At 63.3% G+C, this 18,868-nt stretch carries 15 protein-coding genes and 1 other RNA gene; 12 read left to right on the plus strand and 4 right to left on the minus strand.

Annotation, left to right across the window (positions count from 1 at the left end; translation table 11 throughout):
• Window positions 1-112 precede the first annotated feature (112 nt).
• The 4 genes from IAE37_RS23275 to ligA all read left to right on the plus strand — a co-directional run bounded on the left by IAE37_RS23275 (window position 113) and on the right by ligA (window position 7,924).
• Window positions 113-772, plus strand: coding sequence for a GntR family transcriptional regulator (locus tag IAE37_RS23275; protein WP_201177333.1), 660 nt, complete (start codon window positions 113-115; stop codon window positions 770-772).
• Window positions 773-775: 3 nt separating this feature from the next.
• Entirely contained in the window at window positions 776-4,264 is a 3,489-nt protein-coding gene (smc, locus tag IAE37_RS23280) for a chromosome segregation protein SMC (RefSeq protein ID WP_201177335.1), read from the plus strand.
• A gap of 206 nt (window positions 4,265-4,470) precedes the next feature.
• Window positions 4,471-5,358: a cell division protein ZipA gene (zipA, locus tag IAE37_RS23285; protein WP_201177337.1), complete on the plus strand. Its 888-nt coding sequence runs from the start codon at window positions 4,471-4,473 to the stop codon at window positions 5,356-5,358.
• A 235-nt stretch (window positions 5,359-5,593) separates the two neighbouring features.
• Window positions 5,594-7,924 (plus strand): NAD-dependent DNA ligase LigA, encoded by a 2,331-nt coding sequence (gene ligA, locus IAE37_RS23290; protein ID WP_201177339.1) that lies wholly within the window; start codon window positions 5,594-5,596, stop codon window positions 7,922-7,924.
• Between the two features lie 202 nt (window positions 7,925-8,126).
• Here ligA and IAE37_RS23295 read toward each other — a convergent pair whose 3' ends face one another.
• Together IAE37_RS23295 and IAE37_RS23300 are read right to left on the minus strand one after the other, a co-directional pair.
• On the minus strand, window positions 8,127-8,813 hold the full coding sequence (locus IAE37_RS23295) for a hypothetical protein (RefSeq protein ID WP_201177341.1): 687 nt from the start codon (window positions 8,811-8,813) through the stop codon (window positions 8,127-8,129).
• 16 nt (window positions 8,814-8,829) lie between these two features.
• Window positions 8,830-8,979 (minus strand): hypothetical protein, encoded by a 150-nt coding sequence (locus IAE37_RS23300; protein WP_201177342.1) that lies wholly within the window; start codon window positions 8,977-8,979, stop codon window positions 8,830-8,832.
• 323 nt (window positions 8,980-9,302) lie between these two features.
• Here IAE37_RS23300 and ffs point away from each other — a divergent pair.
• From ffs to IAE37_RS23315, 3 genes are all read left to right on the plus strand, one after another.
• Window positions 9,303-9,399: signal recognition particle sRNA small type (gene ffs / locus IAE37_RS23305), an RNA gene on the plus strand.
• A 286-nt stretch (window positions 9,400-9,685) separates the two neighbouring features.
• On the plus strand, window positions 9,686-10,750 hold the full coding sequence (locus IAE37_RS23310) for an N-acetylmuramidase family protein (RefSeq protein ID WP_201177344.1): 1,065 nt from the start codon (window positions 9,686-9,688) through the stop codon (window positions 10,748-10,750).
• Window position 10,751: 1 nt separating this feature from the next.
• The gene (locus tag IAE37_RS23315) at window positions 10,752-11,372 is read left to right on the plus strand and encodes a hypothetical protein (RefSeq protein ID WP_201177346.1); all 621 of its coding nucleotides are present in this window, start codon (window positions 10,752-10,754) and stop codon (window positions 11,370-11,372) included.
• Between the two features lie 83 nt (window positions 11,373-11,455).
• On the opposite strand, the gene IAE37_RS23320 is transcribed toward IAE37_RS23315, so the two are convergent.
• On the minus strand, window positions 11,456-12,223 hold the full coding sequence (locus tag IAE37_RS23320) for a substrate-binding periplasmic protein (protein WP_201177348.1): 768 nt from the start codon (window positions 12,221-12,223) through the stop codon (window positions 11,456-11,458).
• A 126-nt stretch (window positions 12,224-12,349) separates the two neighbouring features.
• On the opposite strand from IAE37_RS23320, the gene dnaX reads away from it, so the two are divergent.
• Window positions 12,350-14,407, plus strand: a complete 2,058-nt coding sequence (gene dnaX / locus IAE37_RS23325; protein ID WP_201177350.1) for a DNA polymerase III subunit gamma/tau — start codon at window positions 12,350-12,352, stop codon at window positions 14,405-14,407.
• A gap of 65 nt (window positions 14,408-14,472) precedes the next feature.
• Window positions 14,473-14,808 carry a YbaB/EbfC family nucleoid-associated protein gene (locus IAE37_RS23330; RefSeq protein ID WP_054899968.1) on the plus strand — a complete coding sequence of 112 codons (336 nt, stop codon included), beginning with the start codon at window positions 14,473-14,475 and terminating at the stop codon, window positions 14,806-14,808.
• Between the two features lie 82 nt (window positions 14,809-14,890).
• Here the strand turns inward: IAE37_RS23330 and proC are convergent, their stop codons facing one another.
• The gene (proC, locus tag IAE37_RS23335; protein WP_201177352.1) at window positions 14,891-15,685 is read right to left on the minus strand and encodes a pyrroline-5-carboxylate reductase; all 795 of its coding nucleotides are present in this window, start codon (window positions 15,683-15,685) and stop codon (window positions 14,891-14,893) included.
• Window positions 15,686-16,044: 359 nt separating this feature from the next.
• Between proC and IAE37_RS23340 the strand changes: the two genes are divergently transcribed.
• From IAE37_RS23340 to IAE37_RS23350, 3 genes are all read left to right on the plus strand, one after another.
• Window positions 16,045-16,335: a hypothetical protein gene (locus IAE37_RS23340; protein WP_201177354.1), complete on the plus strand. Its 291-nt coding sequence runs from the start codon at window positions 16,045-16,047 to the stop codon at window positions 16,333-16,335.
• Entirely contained in the window at window positions 16,272-17,372 is a 1,101-nt protein-coding gene (locus IAE37_RS23345; RefSeq protein WP_201177356.1) for an MFS transporter, read from the plus strand. Before IAE37_RS23340 ends, IAE37_RS23345 begins: the two co-directional genes overlap by 64 nt.
• Before the next feature lie 156 nt (window positions 17,373-17,528).
• Window positions 17,529-18,836, plus strand: a complete 1,308-nt coding sequence (locus tag IAE37_RS23350; RefSeq protein ID WP_201177359.1) for an OprD family porin — start codon at window positions 17,529-17,531, stop codon at window positions 18,834-18,836.
• Window positions 18,837-18,868 lie beyond the last annotated feature (32 nt).

An 18,868-nucleotide genomic window follows, 5' to 3' on the forward strand; every position in this document is an offset into this window, starting at 1 on the left:
GCAACACCCGGGCAATGGTCGAATAAACAGCGGCCACCCTCTGCTCGCCTGCTGGCCAAGTGCGCTACAATCGCCCCCTTAGTGCCCAGTCCAATGATTTTGAAGGAAAACCATGACGTTCAAGGCGCCGGACAGCCTCTCCGAGCAGATCGCCGACTACCTGGCCGAGCGGATCATCCGTGGCGAGCTCGCGCCTGGCGAACGCATCCAGGAGCTGAAGGTCACCCAGGCGCTGGACGTCAGCCGGGGTTCGGTGCGCGAAGCGCTGCTGATCCTCGAACGTCGCCATCTGGTGGCGATCCTGCCGCGCCGCGGCGCGCACGTCACCGAGCTGAGCGAACACAACGTGCGCAGCCTGTGCACGCTGATGGGCGAGTTCTACATCCTGCTGGGTAACGCGGTTGCACAGAAATGGCGCCTCGACAGCGACCTGCGCCCGTTCCTGGACATCCAGCAGCGCCTGCAGCACGCCTGCGACCGGCAGGACATCAAGGCCTTCGTCGCCGACAGCTTCGCGGTGATGCGCGCCGCCTACCCGTTCGCCGACAACCCCTACCTGCAGGAAACCGTCGAGAACCTGCAGCCGGCTATGAGCCGTGCGTATTACCTGGCCCTGGACCAACGCCAGGCCAACATGGTCGATTACCTGGAACTGTTCGCCCGCTTGCTCGACGCCGTGGTCGCCCGCGACCTGCCGCGCATCCGCGAGGTACTCAGCGCCTACAGCCAGCGCAGTTGCGAGCTGGTGCTGGCCGCGCTGGCCCGAGGCTGACCGATGCGCCTGAAGTGCATACGGCTGGCCGGGTTCAAGTCGTTCGTCGACCCGACCACGGTCAATTTCCCCAGCAACATGGCGGCGGTGGTAGGGCCCAACGGCTGCGGCAAGTCCAACATCATCGATGCGGTGCGCTGGGTGATGGGCGAGAGCTCGGCGAAGAACCTGCGCGGCGAGTCGATGACCGACGTCATCTTCAACGGCTCCACCAGCCGCAAGCCGGTCAGCCAGGCCAGCATCGAGCTGGTGTTCGACAACAGCGAGACCACCCTGGTGGGCGAGTACGCGGCCTATGCCGAGATCTCGATCCGCCGCAAGGTCACCCGCGACGGGCAGAACACCTATTACCTCAACGGCACCAAGTGCCGGCGCCGCGACATCACCGACATCTTCCTCGGCACCGGCCTCGGGCCACGCAGCTATTCGATCATCGAACAGGGGATGATCTCCAAGCTGATCGAGGCCAAGCCCGAGGAGCTGCGCAACTTCATCGAGGAAGCGGCCGGCATCTCCAAGTACAAGGAGCGTCGCCGCGAGACCGAAAGCCGCATCCGCCGCACCCAGGAAAACCTGGCGCGCCTGACCGACCTGCGCGAAGAGCTCGAGCGCCAGCTCGAACGCCTGCATCGCCAGGCCCAGGCCGCCGAGAAGTACCGCGAATACAAGGCTCAGGAGCGCCAGCTCAAGGCGCGCCTGTCGGCGTTGCGCTGGCGTGACCTGGACGACCGCGTGCGCCAGCGCGAAGCGGTGATCGGCGACCAGGACGTGGCCCACGAGGCGTTGGTCGCCGAACAGCGCAACGCCGATGCCAGCATCGAGCACCTGCGCGATGGCCACCACGAATTGTCCGAGCGCTTCAACCAGGTACAGGGCCGTTTCTATTCGGTGGCCGGCGACATCGCCCGGGTCGAGCAGAGCATCCAGCATGGCCAGCAGCGCCTGCGGCAGTTGCAGGACGATTTCAAGGAAGCCGAGCGCACGCGCCTGGAGACCGAATCGCACCTGGGCCATGACCGCACCTTGCTGGCTACCCTGGGTGAAGAACTGCAAATGCTCGAGCCGGAGCAGGAGTTGACCCTGGCCGCTGCCGAGGAAGCCGCGGCCACCCTGGAGGAAGCCGAGCTGGGCATGCACGGCTGGCAGGAACAGTGGGATACCTTCAACACCCGTTCCGCCGAGCCGCGACGCCAGGCCGAAGTGCAGCAGGCACGCCTGCAGCAACTGGAGGCCAGCCTGGAGCGCCTGGCCGAGCGCCAGCGCAAGCTTGGCGAGGAACGTGACCAGTTGGGCGCCGACCCGCAGGACGCTGCCATGCTCGACCTGGCCGAGCAGTTGGCCAGCAGCGAGCTGTCGCTCGAAGAGCTGCAACTGGCCGAGGAACAAGTGGTCGAACGCCTGGAGGCGCTGCGCGAGCAATTGCAGCAGGCCACCCGCGCCCAACATCAGGCGCAAGGCGAGGTCCAGCGGCTTGGTGGCCGCCTGGCGTCACTGGAAGCCTTGCAGCAGGCCGCACTGGAACCAGCCGCCGGTGCTGGCGACTGGCTGCGTGACCAGGGCCTGGCGCAGCGTCCCCGGCTGGCCGAAGGGCTGCGCGTGGAGCCGGGCTGGGAGCTGGCCGTGGAAACCGTGCTCGGCGCAGACTTGCAGGCAGTGCTGGTGGAAGACTTCGCCAGCCTGGACTTCAGCGGCCTGGAACAGGGCGAGATGCGCCTGTTGCTGGGCAATGGTGAACGTGCGCGTCAGCCTGGCAGCCTGCTCGACAAGGTCGAGGGTCGCATCGATCTCGCGCCTTGGCTGGCCCAGGTCAAGCCGGTCGAGGATCTCGCTCAGGCCTTGGCCTTGCGTGCTTCGTTGGCCGATGGCCAGAGCCTGGTCAGCCGCGATGGATACTGGGTCGGCCGGCATTTTCTGCGCGTCAGCCGCGGCGGCGACGCTGAGGGCGGTGTGTTGGCCCGTGGCCAGGAGATCGAGCGCCTGGGCCAGGAGCAACTGGAGCACGAAGCTGCGCTGGAGCAGCTGGAGGCACAGTTGCAGACCCTGCGCGAGCAGCAGCTCGACCTGGAAGAGCAGCGCGAACAGTTGCGTCGCCGTACCCAGGAAGAAACTCGCCAGCACGGCGAGCTCAAGGCCGGCCTCTCCGCCGCCCAGGCGCGCGCCGAGCAGCTCGAACTGCGCCTGCGGCGGCTGCACGAGGAACTGCATGAACTGCAGGAGCAGCGCGCCCTGGAGCTCGAACAACTGGGTGAATCGCGCCTGCTGCTGCAGGAAGCCCTGGAGCTGATGGCCCAGGACACCGAGCAGCGCGAGCAGTTGATGGCCCGCCGCGACACGTTGCGCGAAAGCCTCGACCGCGTGCGCCAGGAAGCCCGCCAGCACAAGGACCATGCCCATCAACTGGCGGTGCGCCTGGGTTCGCTGCGCGCCCAGCACGATTCCACCCGCCAGGCCCTGGAACGTCTGGAGCAACAGGCTGCGCGCCTGACCGAGCGCCAGGAGCAGCTGAGCCTGAACCTGGAGGAGGGCGAGGCGCCGCTGGAGGAGCTGCGCATGAAGCTCGAAGCCCTGCTGGAGCAACGCATGGGCGTCGACGAAGAGATGCGCCAGGCACGCCTGCACATGGACGAAGCCGATCGCGCATTGCGCGATGCCGAGCGCCGTCGCACCCAGGCCGAACAGCAAGCGCAGTTGCTGCGCGGTCAGCTCGAGCAGTTGCGCCTGGAGTGCCAGGGCCTGGACGTGCGCCGCAAGACCCTGCAGGAGCAACTGCTGGCCGACGGCTACGACCTGCAAGGGGTGCTCGCCACCCTGGACGCCGAGTCCAGCGAGCAGGGCACCGAGCAGGAGCTGGAGCAGATGGAGGCGCGCATCCAGCGCCTGGGGGCGATCAACCTTGCGGCCATCGAAGAATACGAGCAGCAGTCCGAACGCAAGCGTTACCTCGATGCCCAGGACGCCGATCTGGTCGAGGCGCTGGAGACCCTGGAAAACGTCATCCGCAAGATCGACAAGGAAACCCGCAACCGCTTCAAGGATACCTTTGATCAGATAAATGCCGGATTGCAGGCACTTTTTCCAAAAGTTTTCGGTGGTGGCAGCGCTTATCTGGAACTGACGGGCGAAGATCTACTCGATACAGGGGTGACGATCATGGCGCGTCCGCCGGGCAAGAAGAACAGCACGATCCATTTGCTGTCCGGTGGCGAGAAGGCACTGACCGCATTGGCGCTGGTGTTTGCCATCTTCAAGTTGAACCCCGCACCGTTCTGCATGCTCGACGAGGTCGATGCGCCGCTGGACGATGCCAACGTCGGGCGCTACGCGCGCCTGGTCAAGGAAATGAGTGAAAGCGTGCAGTTCATCTACATCACCCACAACAAGATCGCCATGGAAATGGCCGACCAACTGATGGGGGTAACCATGCACGAGCCTGGCTGTTCACGTCTTGTTGCAGTCGATGTGGAGGAGGCGTTGGCCATGGTCGACGCCTGAGAAAGGGGGATTGCGCACAATTGTGCAGGGAAATGCCCCCGCCATGTGCGACAGACGGTGTAAAGTTGTCTTTGGTCGTGCTAGCTTAATGTCACTCGTTTTTTGCGTGGGTAAAACGCCTGTCAGAACATAGAGTTGGCGCCACGTGTTAAAGGGCTTTGAACCCTTTGTTTTCAAGCATATTTTTATTAGAGGCACGGGATTACATGGAAATCGGTCTGCGCGAGTGGCTGATCGTCATCGGCATCATTGTCATCGCCGGTATTCTTTTCGACGGCTGGCGCCGCATGCGCGGCGGCAAAGGCAAGCTGAAATTCCGCCTGGATCGCAGCTACTCCAACCTGCCTGACGAAGAAGGCAGTGCCGAGGTGCTGGGCCCGGCCCGGGTACTGGAGACGCAGAAAGAGCCTGAACTCGACGAAAGCGACCTGCCTTCGATGAGTGCCCCGGCGCGTGAGCGCGAGCCCAAGCCTGCCCCCAAGGCCGCGAAGCCAAGCAAGCGTGGCAAGCGTGCCGCTGAAGCCCCTCAGGGCGACCTGAACCTGAGCGCCGAGCCGCGCGAGCCAGACCTGTTCGCCGACAGCGAGGATGACTTCGCCGCCGACAACAACCGCAACAGCGGTTTCGCCGCCACCGGCAATGCCGCCAAGGAGCTGCCTCCGGTCGAGGAAGTGCTGGTGATCAGCGTGATCTCCCGTGACGAAGGCGGCTTCAAGGGGCCGGCGTTGCTGCAGAACATTCTCGAGAGCGGCCTGCGCTTCGGCGAGATGGACATCTTCCACCGCCACGAAAGCATGGCCGGCCACGGCGAGGTGCTGTTCTCCATGGCCAACGCGGTCAAGCCGGGCATCTTCGACCTGGACGACATCGACCACTTCAGCACCCGTGCGGTGAGCTTCTTCCTCGGCCTGCCAGGCCCGCGCCATCCGAAGCAGGCCTTCGACGTGATGGTGGCTGCTGCGCGCAAGCTGGCCCATGAGCTCGACGGCGAGCTCAAGGATGACCAGCGCAGCGTGCTGACCGCGCAGACGATCGAGCATTACCGCCAGCGCATCGTCGAGTTCGAGCGTCGGGCGCTGACTCAGAAACGCTGATAGATCCAGACGAAGAGCAGCCTGGGGGCGTGCTGGTCGGTTCGGGTTTCGTTGTCGCTTGTGCCGGCCTCTTCGCGGGTGAACCCGCTCCTACAGGCTCACCACCGACTTGAAAATGGTGGTGAGCCTGTAGGAGCGGGTTTACCCGCGAAGAGGCCGGCACAGGCAGCAAAAGCCTCCAACCCCACGCACCAACCCCAGGCTGCTCTTTTGCTTTGCAAGAGACCCTGAAAACATGAACGCCGAATCCCGAATCCACGAACTGCGCGCCGAGATCGATCAGCACAACTACCGCTACTACGTGCTCGACGAGCCCAGCGTGCCCGACGCCGAGTACGACCGGCTGTTCAACGAGCTCAAGGCGCTGGAAGCCGAACACCCCCACCTGGTGACGCCGGACTCGCCCACCCAGCGCGTCGGTGGCACCGCCCTGGCCGCGTTCAGCCAGGTGCGCCACGAAGTGCCCATGCTCAGCCTGGGCAATGCCTTCGAGGAAGCGGACCTGCGTGAATTCGGCCGCCGCGTGGTGGAAGGCCTGGATCAACCGGGCGCGGTCGATTTCAGCTGCGAGCCCAAGCTCGACGGCCTGGCGGTGAGCCTGCTGTACCGCGATGGCCAACTGGTGCAGGGCGCCACGCGTGGCGACGGCACCACTGGCGAGGACATCAGCGCCAACGTGCGCACCGTGCGCAACATCCCGTTGAAGCTGCAGGGCAAGGGCTGGCCGGCCGTGCTGGAGGTGCGTGGCGAAGTCTTCATGAGCAAGGCCGGTTTCGACCGGCTCAACGCCGCCCAGGCCGAAGCCGGTGGCAAGACCTTCGCCAACCCGCGCAATGCCGCCGCTGGCAGCTTGCGTCAGCTCGACTCGAAGATCACTGCCAGCCGCCCGCTGGAATTCTGCTGCTATGGCGTGGGGCAGGTCTCCGAAGCCATCGCCGACAGCCACATCGGCACGCTCGAACAGCTCAAGGCCTGGGGCCTGCCCATCAGCCGCGAGCTCAAGCATGCCGCCGGTATCGAGCAGTGCCTGGAGTACTACCGCGACATCGGCGAGCGCCGTAACAGCCTGGCCTACGAGATCGATGGCGTGGTGTTCAAGGTCAACAGCCTGGCCGCGCAGCGCGAGCTGGGTTTCCGCGCCCGCGAGCCGCGCTGGGCCATCGCCCACAAGTTCCCGGCCATGGAAGAGCTCACCGAGGTGCTGGACGTCGAATTCCAGGTCGGCCGCACGGGTGCAGTGACGCCCGTGGCGCGTCTGAAGCCGGTCAAGGTGGCCGGGGTGACCGTGTCCAACGCCACGCTGCACAACATGGACGAGATCGCCCGGTTGGGCCTGCGCATCGGCGATACGGTGATCATCCGCCGGGCCGGCGACGTGATCCCGCAGGTGATGCAGGTGGTGCTCGAACGCCGCCCGCAGGATGCCCGCCCGGTCGAAGTGCCGAGCGAGTGCCCGGTCTGTGGCTCGCAAGTCGAGCGCACCCAGCTGGTCAAGCGCAGCAAGGGCAAGGAAACCACCAGCGAAGGTGCGGTGTACCGCTGCGTCGGCCGCCTGGCCTGTGGCGCCCAGCTCAAGCAGGCAATCATCCACTACGTGTCGCGGCGCGCCATGGATATCGACGGCCTGGGCGAGAAGAGCGTCGAGCAGTTGGTGGACGAGGGCCTGATCGGCTCGCCGGCCGACCTGTACAAGCTCGAATTCGACCAGGTGGTCGGCCTGGAAGGCTTCGCCGAAGTGTCCAGCCGCAAGTTGCTCGATGCCATCGAAGCCAGCAAGCGCCCGAGCCTGGCGCGGTTCATCTATGCCCTGGGTATTCCGGATGTGGGTGAGGAGACCGCCAAGGTGCTGGCCCGCTCGCTGGGCAGCCTGGCGCGGGTGCAGGTGGCCTTGCCACAGGTGCTGACCTACCTGCCGGACATCGGCCTGGAAGTGGCCTACGAGATCCACAATTTCTTCGAGGACGAGCATAACCGCAAGGTCATCGAGCAATTGTTGGCCAGCGGCATGCAGTTGCAGGACGAAGGCGAGCTGGCGGCCGAGTTCGCGGCCAGCACCACGCTTGCGGGGATGATCGCCAAGCTCGACATCGCATCGGTGGGGCCGACCGGCGCGGAAAAGCTGGTGGCCAAGCTCGACAGCCTGGACAAGATCATCGCCGCCGATGGCATCGATCTGCGCCAGGCGCTGGCCGCCAAACAGGCCGAGGCCGTGCGCGAGTTCTTCAAGGACGAGGCCAACCAGCAGCTGGCGCGGAAGATCGAAGCCCAGTTGCTGGATTTCGGCATGCACTGGAGCAGCGAGAAGAAAACCGCCGAAGGCCTGCCGCTGGCTGGCCAGACCTGGGTGCTGACCGGCAGCCTGGAGCGCATGAGTCGCGACGTGGCCAAGGACAAGCTGGAAAGTCTCGGGGCCAAGGTGGCCGGTTCGGTGTCGGGCAAGACCCACTGCGTGGTCGCCGGGCCGGGTGCGGGCTCCAAGTTGGCCAAGGCCAGCGAACTGGGGGTGAAGGTGCTGGATGAGGATGCGTTCGTCGCGTTCCTGGCGGAGCAGGGTATTGCCATCTGACGACTCGATCACTGGCGAGTCGCAATCACTGTAGGAGCGGCCTTGCGCCGCGATGGGCTGCGCAGCGGCCCCGGCATTTCAGCTTGCTGCGCAGGACCGAGGGCCGCTTCGCGCCCCATCGCGGCACAAGGCCGCTCCTACAGAAGTATGCAATACCTGGCACTTGCCTCATTTTCCGCAATTTGGACAAGTCTAGGTGTTTTCAGCCTTGGGGAAACTGTGGTAGTGGGGCAGGGGAATCAGGAAGCTGCTGGTCCCAAAGGATGGACGCCTGTTTCGCCATGCCCTCCAGGCCGCCTTGCTGCTGGTACAGGTTGTACAGTGAGAAGCAGCCGAAGATCAGCAGCGCCACGATCACGGATGCTAGGCCGCTGAGCATGTGATTGCCCAAGGCCGGCCAGAACTTCCACTTCAGTGCATCAGCTTTGGTTGTGACGGTTTTTTCAAGTGTGGCGACTTTTGCGTGCAGGGCTTTGTCCAGATCTTGGATCTTGATAATCACCTCGCCTTCCAGGATCGAGCTTCGCATCTCGGCTTCCAGCTGATCGAGCGAAACGTCGATGAAGCCTTTGGCCATCTGCTCGGCCTGATAGCGATACATGCCCAGTTGTTGCGGCGTGCATGCGACTTTCTTGAAGGTTTCGTGTTCGTCATATGGATGAGTTCCAATCCACTCAATCTTGTGACGTTTGTATAGCGAGTAGGCAAGCAGCCCCAGGAAGTCGTCCGGCGACTCCACGAGCTTGCGAAAAACGTCGAAAGGCAATTCCGAATGCAGAGACACCGACTCGGATTCAGACGCTTGGCCCTTCGTTTGGCCATGTTCGGCATGGTGGGTGAGCAGGCTAGGCTCAGCGGCACCTAAAGGTCCGGTTTGGTTTGAGCTCACGAGGCGACCACCCGAATCACCGTGAGAGGCGGCTGAACGCTTTTCTCATCATGTTGTTGATGGTTTCTGGCGATAGCTTTGAAGAGCGATCAGCAACGGCCTTTTTTGCACGCATGGAAAGCATTCTGTTGCTCTCTTTGATCAGCGCAATCGAGACGTTCGGCATTGATACCTCCTGGTTCGGTGTGACGCTCATATCGGAAACCGAGCTCTGGCATTCCCCAAAGATTCTTATCATTGGGCGAATGAGAGTCAATGAACAGCCAGACGTACACGCTGTAGGACACGTCGTTGCTTGAGTCAGGCTTAGCCGATCCGACGAGATTGGCCTTGGCCGCTTCACCATGGGCGGTTAGCACCCTGCACCATGCCCAATCCAGACAAGTCATTGAGAAACGATGACTTTTTCTCGCTTCAACGGTTGTATCTTCGCCCCAGACCGGTACAATGGCGCGGCTCGTCACTTGGCGAGCCGCGTAGTGGTGGCCCCATCGGTCCCCCCGCATTGATTACCCGTTAACCTGGTCAGGCCCGGAAGGGAGCAGCCATAGCGGGAACATCGAGTGCCGGGGTGTGGCTGGTGGGGCCGCCTCCATTTCAGGTCCTCGAAATCTCGAGACCGTCTTCGCTTCTCTGCTTCATTTCCTTTCTGTGTTCTGAGTAGGTGCCTGAGCTGGCCCTGCTGCTGCGGTATCTCCTCGAGGCAAATCAGCCCTCACAGGTGCGGCTCACCGGTCTGCTAGCTGACGAGCCTTAAAGAGCCAGTCCGCATTTTCAGAAAGTCCCTACGCCGCCCGCTGGACAATCCCCCGAGCCCCTTGCTAGTTTCCGGCGCGATATGTTTCGGAATGTGACCGACAAGGACGTACGCAATGAAAAACCTGCAAGGGTTGCCGAGCCTCATCGTGGCGTCGGTAGGCGCACCCGGCAAAGCGCGAAACCTGCCTGCCGATGTGCAGTGCATCCAGTATCTGCTCAACCTGATCACTACGCCAAGACTGGGCATGCCACTGCCGGAAAACGGCCGCACCGACAGCCGCCTGGTGCAATGCATCAGCCAGTACCAGTTCCGTCACCTCAAGTACGCGCACCCCGACGGGGTAGTGGACCCCGGTGGGCGCACCTTCAACAGCCTGATCGAGCAAGCCATCCGCGTGCCGGTCAAGCTCAACCCCTCGCTGCGCCTGCCAACGTTCGCCAATGCCTTGGGCAGTGTGTTCGGCAACAACAGCGCCCCCGACATGGTCCAGGCCACGGTCAATCACTACCTGGCCCGGGCGCGGGCGATCATCGAGGCCGAGCGACGTAACCGGGAGATGGTGCTGCAGGCCACCTGTGATGGCGGCACCACCCTGAGCGACAGCGATTTTCAGAATGCCGCCACCCAGTTGGGCCACGGCATCACCGCCAACCTGGTCAAGGCTTTCGCCACGGTGGAATCGGGCGGGCGTTCAGGCTTCGGGCCGGCCAGCTTGCCGGTGATCGCCTTCGAGGGGCACATCTTCCGCCGTTACACCAAGCACAAGTACGACCGTACCCATCCGCTGCTTTCCTACCCCTACAAAAAGAAAGCCGGGCCCCAATGGCAAACCAACAACAAGGACCAGGCCAAGGCCTGGGAAACCATGGCCACTGCGTTCGCCCTGGATCAGGAGGCGGCGTTGAAGGCGGCGTCTTGGGGTATGTTCCAGATCATGGGCTTCAACTTTGCCGATTGCGGTCACAAGAACGTGTTCGACTTCGTCACGGCGATGAAGCTCAATGCCGGCCAGCAACTCAAGGCGTTCCTCGGGTTCTGCAGCAAGAATCCGGCGTTTATCAAGGCTGCCAAGAACAAGGACTACGCCGGCATGGCGAGAAGCTACAACGGCGATGATTACGGCGATTACGACGTAAGAATCAAACGAGCCTACGAGGCATTGGAAGGGAAGAAGTAAGATGCTGAAGACGTTTTCCAACCAGGTGTTGGCCGCAGGGGCATTGTTGCTGTGCAGCGCCATGCCGGTACTGGCAGGTGCGCCTGTGCTCAAGTCGGGCCAATACGAGACGCTGATGCTGGCGGTCACGCCGGAACATCAAGTCGAGGGCTATTACTCCGAGGAGTTGGGCCAGGGCGTGACTCGCCACTGTACGTTCTACCTCAAGGGCAAGGTCGAGGATGCAGCGGCTACGCCGATCACCACCTGGCTCGACGAAGCCTACCCAGGCACCGTGGCCCCGGTGGCAGACGGCGTGACATTGACGGTGGAAAGAGGCCGTGAGCACCCTGGCTGCCCAAGCGTACTGATGCCGGAAATCACCACGGGCCTGGAGCTGAGCCAGACCGCCAGCAAGCCGTGGATCGGCCTGGCGACCATTTCTGCCGACAAGGCCTACCTACTGAAAACCGCAGGTGGCAAGGCCACGAAGCGCCCCTATATCGTCAAGGAGGATGTGGTGGGCGTGCTGGCGTACAAGGACGGCTGGGCCCGTGTCGAGTTCATCAGCAAGGATGATCGCTCGTTCATCGGCTGGATCCGCGACGGGCAGTACTCCCGACCGGTGGCGCCTGGAACCTGAGCCTGCACGTGCGGGTGGCGCGTCAGGAGTTCTTTCCTTGCAGGCGCGCCAATAGATTCTCAGTTGTATTCGTGTGCCCCGATTCAAGGCCGCGCCACCGAAATGTCCTCCGAAGAACCCGCGCCGCCGTAGCGCTGGACGATCCGCTGCAATTCCCCCGATTGCTTCATCCTCACCAACGCGCGCAACAACCCTTGCGAGGGGATCGATGGGTCATTGCGCACCAGACACCCCAGCTGTTGCTCCTCGAGCACCGCGATTACCTGCAAGCGCTGCTCGGGCGGCACCTGCTGATTGAACCACTGCAACGACAGCTGGTTGCTCACCGCGTATCGGTAGCGGCTTGCCTGCAGCTTCTGCAGGACCAGCAACTGGTTGCGGCTGTCCTCGCGTTGCAGTTGGCCTTTGGCGAACAACGGCTCCAGCGTGTCGTAGGCGAAGCCCAGCACCGTGCCGATGGCCTGCGGCGTTAGTTGCTCGGGACGGGCAGGGGTAGTATCGGAGGCGCGAGCCACCAGCAAGTCGCGCTGATGGAGCAGCGGGATGCTCCAGACGAAATTGCCCGGGCGGGCGTTGAACCACTGGGGGCTGACATAGCAGCGTACATCGATATCGCCCTCTTCCATGGCCTGCTGCAGGCGCAGGCGCGCCATCACGTGGTATTCGGGGCGTGCACCGGCCTCCCGGGCCATGGCTTGCATCAGGTCGAACAGCATGCCCCCCACCGGTTGGCCGCCTTCGATACGGATCAGGGGCATGCTCCAGCTTTCGGCCACGGAGAAGCGCAGTACCGGCTGCGCGGCGAAGGCGGGAGCCATGCACAGCAACCACAACAGCAACAATTTTCGCAAGACGCAATCCTCCCTGACCTGCGCGCGCCAGTTCCTTAGCTTAGACGAGCCACGCAGGGTGCAATTTCGGCCCCGCTCCGCTAGCATTAGCGATCTTCCGCTCGATCAGGTTGCGATGGTTTTTCGATGAGTTATCAGGTTCTTGCACGTAAATGGCGTCCGCGCTCGTTCCGCGAAATGGTCGGCCAGACCCATGTGCTCAAGGCCTTGATCAATGCCTTGGACAACCAGCGCCTGCACCACGCCTACCTGTTTACCGGTACTCGTGGTGTCGGCAAGACTACCATCGCCCGTATCATCGCCAAGTGCCTGAACTGCGAAACCGGTATCACCTCCACGCCGTGCGGCACCTGTTCGGTGTGCCGCGAGATCGACGAGGGCCGCTTCGTCGACCTGATCGAGATCGACGCTGCCAGCCGCACCAAGGTCGAAGACACCCGCGAGCTGCTCGACAACGTGCAGTACGCGCCAAGCCGTGGTCGCTTCAAGGTCTACCTGATCGACGAAGTGCACATGCTCTCCACCCACTCGTTCAACGCCTTGCTGAAGACGCTGGAAGAGCCGCCACCCTACGTCAAGTTCATCCTCGCCACCACCGACCCGCAGAAGCTGCCGGCCACCATTCTCTCGCGCTGCCTGCAGTTCTCGCTGAAGAACATGAGCCCGGAGCGGGTGGTCGAGCACCTGAGCCATGTACTGGCAGCCGAGAACGTGCCGTTCGAAGCCGATGCCTTGTGGCTGCTCGGCCGCGCCGCCGATGGTTCGATGCGTGATGCCATGAGCCTGACCGACCAGGCCATCGCCTTCGGCGAGGGCAAGGTGCTGGCCGCCGACGTGCGCGCGATGCTCGGCAGTCTCGACCATGGCCAGGTCTATGGTGTGTTGCAGGCCCTGCTCGAAGGGGACGCCCGGGCCTTGCTCGAGGCCGTGCGCAACCTCGCCGAGCAGGGGCCGGACTGGAGCGGTGTGCTGGCCGAGATGCTCAATGTGTTGCACCGGGTAGCCATTGCCCAGGCGCTGCCCGAGGCAGTGGACAACGGCCAGGGCGATCGCGAGCGGGTGCTGGCCCTGGCGGCTGCCTTGCCGGCCGAGGACGTGCAGTTCTATTACCAGATGGGCCTTATCGGCCGCCGCGACCTGCCTCTGGCGCCGGATCCGCGTGGTGGATTCGAAATGGTCCTGCTGCGCATGCTGGCGTTCCGCCCGGCGGACGCCGAGGGCGCGCCGACACCGGTACTAAAGCCGGTGGGGATCAGCCAGGCCACAGCTGATCCGGCAACTCCGGTGGCAGCATCGGCCCAGGCGCCCGAGAGGGCGGCCGTGGTTGCCGAGCCCGCCCCTGAGCCTCAGCCCGCGCCTGTAGTCGAAAGCAGTGTGCCAGCGGTGCCCGAGCCGGTGGCAGCACCTGCACCTGCACCCGAACCCGAACCCGAACCCACAGCAGCGGTAGAGGAGGTGCTCGACCTGCCCTGGGAAGAGCCTGCCGTTGCCGCTGCAACAACGGCCCCCGCGCCGCAGTCGGCGCCTGTCGAGGCTCCCGCGCCAGCCGCCAGTGCGCCGCACGCCAGCCAGGCGGATCACGACGAGCCCCCGTTCGACCCAGCTGCCTATTCTCCGGCCGGCATGGAGCGCGACGACGAGCCGCCGATGGACGAGGACTACTACGGCGGCGACAGCGACCCGGTAGGCTTCAGCTACCTGGACGAGCTGGCCGAGCATGTCCAGGAAGAGGCCCCGGCCGCCGTGCCAGAGCCGTTGCCGGCAGCGGCGCCGGCCACCGGCCTGGCCCTGCAATGGCTGGAATTATTCCCGCAGTTGCCAGTGTCGGGCATGACAGGCAACATCGCCGCAAACTGTACGTTGATGGCCGTCGATGGCGATGACTGGCTGCTGCACCTGGATCCAGGCCAGGGGGCGCTGTTCAACGCCACCCAGCAGCGCCGCTTGAACGACGCGCTCAACCAGCACCTGGGGCGTACCCTGAACCTGCGTATCGAGCTGATCCGCCCCGAGCAGGAAACACCGGCCCAGGCTGCGGCCCGCAAGCGTGCCGAACGTCAACAGGATGCCGTGGTGTCGATCGAGCAGGATCCGTTGATCCAACAGATGATCAAGCAGTTCGGTGCCAAGGTGCGACAGGATACTATTGAGCCTGTAGAGGCCCTGGCCAGCCAGGGCCAGTAACGGAATAACCCTGCGCCCGGCCAGCTGCCGGGCTGCACCCTATGACCCAATCGAGGTATACCCCCATGATGAAAGGTGGCATGGCCGGCCTGATGAAGCAGGCCCAGCAGATGCAGGAAAAAATGGCCAAGATGCAAGAAGAGCTGGCCAACGCCGAAGTGACGGGCCAGGCCGGTGGTGGCCTGGTCAGCGTGGTGATGACCGGTCGTCACGACGTCAAGCGTGTCAGCATCGACCAGAGCCTGATGTCGACCGACGAGGACGACAAGGAAGTGCTGGAAGACCTGATCGCCGCGGCCCTGAACGACGCCGTGCGCAAGGTCGAGCAGAACAGCCAGGACAAGATGGGCAGCATGACGGCCGGCATGCAGTTGCCGCCGGGCTTCAAGATGCCGTTCTAAGGCATTTGCCTTACAGGAAGCCGCCGCCCAATGGCGGCTTTTTAATGTCTGCTACTTAACTTGAATGTTTGGACAAAAAACTTCAGCTATCTTTCGACAGTTCGACCGAGCGTCGATGGGCTGCGTAAGTTGCAGCTTCAACCAGTTCTCGAAGTTGCCCCTCGGTTTCGAAAACATCGATGGCTGCCGCAGTGGTACCGTTCGGTGAGGTGACCGCGATGCGCAAGTCGGTGAAATTGGCATGGGGTTGATGTTGCAACGTTGCCGCGCCGAAGGCGGTTTGTGCGGCGAGACTGCGGGCCAGTTCCGCGTCCAGCCCCAGCTTGATACCGGCCTGCGCCAATGCCTCGCTGAACAGGTGATAGTAGGCCGGCCCGCTGCCGCTGATGGCGGTGACGGCATCCAGCAGCCCTTCCTCGGCTACCCAATAGGCCGTGCCCACTGCTTCGAACAGGGCGCCGATCACCGCCTTGCGTGCCGCATCCAGCCCTTCGCCGGCATACAGGCCGGTGCAGCCCGCACCTACCAGCACGGGAGTATTAGGCATGGCCCGCACTACCGGGCTGCGTTGGCCGATGGCGTTGCTCAGAGTGTGCTCGGTAACGCCCGCAGCCACCGAGACGACGACGGCCCGGCTGCACTGCCGGTCGTTCAGGCCAGCCAGCGCGGTGGTGGCGTAGGCGGGTTTGACGGCCAGGACGATCAGGTCGAACGCCCGATCAGCCGGCACCTCTTCCAGGCGAGCGTAGCGGCCTTGTTGCGGGTCGGCGGTCAGGCCAGGGTCGACGATGTCCAAGTGATCCACCAACCTGCCTTTCAACCAGGCGTCGCCCAGTGCGCCGCCCATGCGCCCATAACCAATAAAAAGCACGTTCATTGCTGCCTCGGTGTGTTTGTTGTTGTGTCGTTTTTAGAGTAAGGGCTTTTTCGATAAAGGTGCAACCCGGTGCAACCTTAAATTCCCTGCACGCTGCGCTGAAACCGTTAAGCAATTAAATGACTTGTCAGTCACGCTGCCCTGTTTTGGGTGAATGCGGGTTTTTCTGTCTTGTATGCGAATCAAATCAGGGCATTTTCAGGCAGTTTCAAAAATATTTGAAGATTAATCGTTTAATCTAGGTTGCACCTTTTTTTAAAACTTGAATAAGATCCGCTCGACACGGTGCAACCCGGTTGCTCTTTTGCGCCAATTCACCCTGTGCTCGCCGACATAACATCAAAAAAACGGAGACTCGAATGACGCCGTCCAGCGCAACCCCCCCTGCAAACCAGGGGCGTGGCCGAGCCTTGGTCGCCAGCCTAACCGGCAGCTCGATCGAATGGTTCGACTACTTCCTCTACGGCACCGCTGCCGCCCTGGTATTCAACAAGCTGTTCTTCCCCACCTTCGACCCGGTCGTCGGCCTGCTGCTGGCCTACCTGTCGTTCTCCCTGACCTTCTTCGTACGGCCCATCGGTGTGTTTTGTTCGCCCATATCGGCGACCGCATCGGGCGCAAGAAGACTCTGGTCATCACCTTGTCGCTGATGGGCGGTGCAACCGTGCTCATCGGTTGCCTGCCGACCTATGAGCACATAGGCGTATGGGCGCCCGTGCTGCTGATCACCCTTCGGGTGATCCAGGGCCTGGGGATCGGCGGCGAGTGGGGCGGCGCGCTGTTGCTGGCCTACGAATACGCCCCTGCCAAGCGCAAGGGCTTGTTCGGCAGCGTGCCCCAGGTCGGCGTGACCCTCGGCATGTTGCTGGCGACCATGGCGGTGAGCCTGATGGCCACGTTGCCCGACGAGCAGTTCATGAGCTGGGGCTGGAGGGTGCCGTTCGTGCTCAGTGCCGGCCTGGTGTTTCTGGGCCTGTGGATCCGCCATGGCCTGGACGAGACCCCGGACTTCAAGAAAGCCAAGGAAACCGGCAACGTCGCCAAGATGCCGCTGGTCGAGACCCTGCGCGATCACTGGCGCGAAGTTTTGATCGCCGCTGGCCTGAAAGTGGTCGAGACGGCGCCGTTCTACATCTTTTCCACCTTCGTCGTCAGCTATGCGGTCAGCACCCTGGGCTATGACAAGGTCAGCACCCTGAACGCGGTGATGATCGGCGCGGCAGTGGCCTCGCTGATGATCCCGCTGATGGGCTGGCTGTCGGACAAGGTCGGCCGCAAGACCGTCTACATCATCGGCATCCTGGCCATCGCGGCGTTCGTCGTGCCGTACTTCATGCTGCTCGACACCCGTACCAGCTGGGGGCTGCTGTTGGCCACGGTGATCGCCTTCGGCGTGCTCTGGGCGCCGGTGACGGCGGTGCTCGGCACCATGAGCTCGGAGATCTTCTCCACCCGCGTTCGCTACACCGGCATCACCCTGGGCTACCAGTTGGGCGCAGCCCTGGCCGGCGGTACCGCGCCGCTGATCGCCACCTTCCTGCTCAGCCGCTACAACGGCAGTTGGCAGCCGGTCGCCCTGTACCTGCTCGGTACTGTGCTGATTTCGCTGATCGCCGTGCTGGCCGTGCGTTCGCCCAAGGTGGGCGAGCAAGACGCGGTAGTACGCGGCGCCGTCAAGTCGCAATGAGTTGACCGCATCGGGGCCTGAACAGGCCCCGATTGCTCTTCGCCGTTCGCTTCACAACACCCGCTTCGCACAGGTGGCACATGCCTCGCCTGGGGAAGCGTTCGTCCTGGATTCGAGTGCAATAACCATAACAGCAACACTTGGGAGACGAGAACAATGAGAAAGACGTTACTGGCGATGGCTGTGGGGAGCACCGCGCTGGCAACACAGGCCCAGCTGGCGCAGGCCACGGGCTTCATCGAGGACAGCAGCGCCAGGCTTGACCTGCGCAACTTCTACTACAACCACGACTACCGCGACGTCGACAAGGACAGCGTCCGCGAATGGGGGCAGGCGTTCGTGCTCAACGTGCAGTCGGGCTACACGCCTGGCACGGTCGGCTTCGGCGTCGATGCGATCGCCACCGTGGGGATCAAGCTCGATGCTCCTGGGCAGGGTTCGGTATTCCCCGAGAACACCGACAGCAAAGGGCGCGCCGAAGCGGCCGACGAGTTCAGCCGGGGAGGGCTGACCGGCAAGCTGCGGTTCGCCAAGACCGAGGCGCGCTACGGCATTCTGCAACCGAAGCTGCCGATTCTCACCAGCAACGATGCACGCCTGCTGCCGCAGCTGTTCGAGGGCGGCATCGTCACCTCCAACGACATCGACGGGCTGACCCTCACGGCGGGCCAGATCGAGCATGTGGTCGGGCGCATGTCGAGCAACTTCACCGGCATGGCGGTGGCGGGTGGCCAGGAGCAGAGCAACAAGTTCCTGTTCGCCGGCGGCGATTACAAGGGGATCAAGGACCTGACCCTGCAGTACTACTACGCCAACCTCGAGGACTACTACAAACAGAACTTCTTCGGCTTGCTGCACAGCTTGCCCCTGGCGCCTGGCCAGGTGCTCAAGTCCGACCTGCGCTATTTCCGCACCGGTAGCGACGGCGCCAATGCCAGCGGCAAGGCCGGCTACCGGACTTCGGGTTATACCCGCGGTGGAGACGGCGAGATCGACAATGACACCTGGAGCGCCATGTTCACCTATGGCGTGGGTGGGCATGCCTTCAGCCTGGGCTATCAGGAGGTCTCCGATGGCAGCAACTTCGTCCAGCTCAACCAGGGCAGCCTACCCGGCGAAGGGGCCGGTGGCACCAGCCTGTACCTGATCACCGACCGCCTGACCGCCAGCTTCAACTACGCAGGCGAGCGCACCGTGCTGGGCCAGTACGTGTACGACTTCGCCGCCGTGGGCGTGCCTGGGCTCAATCTCAACCTGGCCTATCTCAAGGGTGACCAGATCAAGGTCGCCGGGGCGGCCGATGCCAAGGAGTGGGAACGTGACCTGGTGCTCAGCTACGTCATCCAGGGCGGGCCGTTGAAGAACCTCGGCTTCGCCTGGCGCAACTCGATGCTGCGTAGCGAAGTAGGTGGCGACGCCGATCACAACCGCCTGACCGTCAGCTACTCGTTGCCGATCTGGTAAGGCTCGGGCGCGCCGTGGGCGGCAGCCTGCGG

Origin of the sequence: Pseudomonas sp. S31 (genome assembly GCF_016648105.1) — a bacterium.
Taxonomy (GTDB): Bacteria; Pseudomonadota; Gammaproteobacteria; order Pseudomonadales; family Pseudomonadaceae; genus Aquipseudomonas.

Excerpts from the sequence above, each read along its gene's own strand:
- IAE37_RS23275 (WP_201177333.1), top strand. The coding sequence starts at position 113 with ATGACGTTCAAGGCGCCGGACAGCCTCTCCGAGCAGATCGCCGACTAC.
- smc (WP_201177335.1), top strand. The coding sequence starts at position 776 with ATGCGCCTGAAGTGCATACGGCTGGCCGGGTTCAAGTCGTTCGTCGAC.
- zipA (WP_201177337.1), top strand. The coding sequence starts at position 4,471 with ATGGAAATCGGTCTGCGCGAGTGGCTGATCGTCATCGGCATCATTGTC.
- ligA (WP_201177339.1), top strand. The coding sequence starts at position 5,594 with ATGAACGCCGAATCCCGAATCCACGAACTGCGCGCCGAGATCGATCAG.
- IAE37_RS23300 (WP_201177342.1), bottom strand. The coding sequence starts at position 8,979 with ATGCCGAACGTCTCGATTGCGCTGATCAAAGAGAGCAACAGAATGCTT.
- IAE37_RS23310 (WP_201177344.1), top strand. The coding sequence starts at position 9,686 with ATGAAAAACCTGCAAGGGTTGCCGAGCCTCATCGTGGCGTCGGTAGGC.
- IAE37_RS23315 (WP_201177346.1), top strand. The coding sequence starts at position 10,752 with ATGCTGAAGACGTTTTCCAACCAGGTGTTGGCCGCAGGGGCATTGTTG.
- dnaX (WP_201177350.1), top strand. The coding sequence starts at position 12,350 with ATGAGTTATCAGGTTCTTGCACGTAAATGGCGTCCGCGCTCGTTCCGC.
- IAE37_RS23330 (WP_054899968.1), top strand. The coding sequence starts at position 14,473 with ATGATGAAAGGTGGCATGGCCGGCCTGATGAAGCAGGCCCAGCAGATG.
- proC (WP_201177352.1), bottom strand. The coding sequence starts at position 15,685 with ATGAACGTGCTTTTTATTGGTTATGGGCGCATGGGCGGCGCACTGGGC.
- IAE37_RS23340 (WP_201177354.1), top strand. The coding sequence starts at position 16,045 with ATGACGCCGTCCAGCGCAACCCCCCCTGCAAACCAGGGGCGTGGCCGA.
- IAE37_RS23350 (WP_201177359.1), top strand. The coding sequence starts at position 17,529 with ATGAGAAAGACGTTACTGGCGATGGCTGTGGGGAGCACCGCGCTGGCA.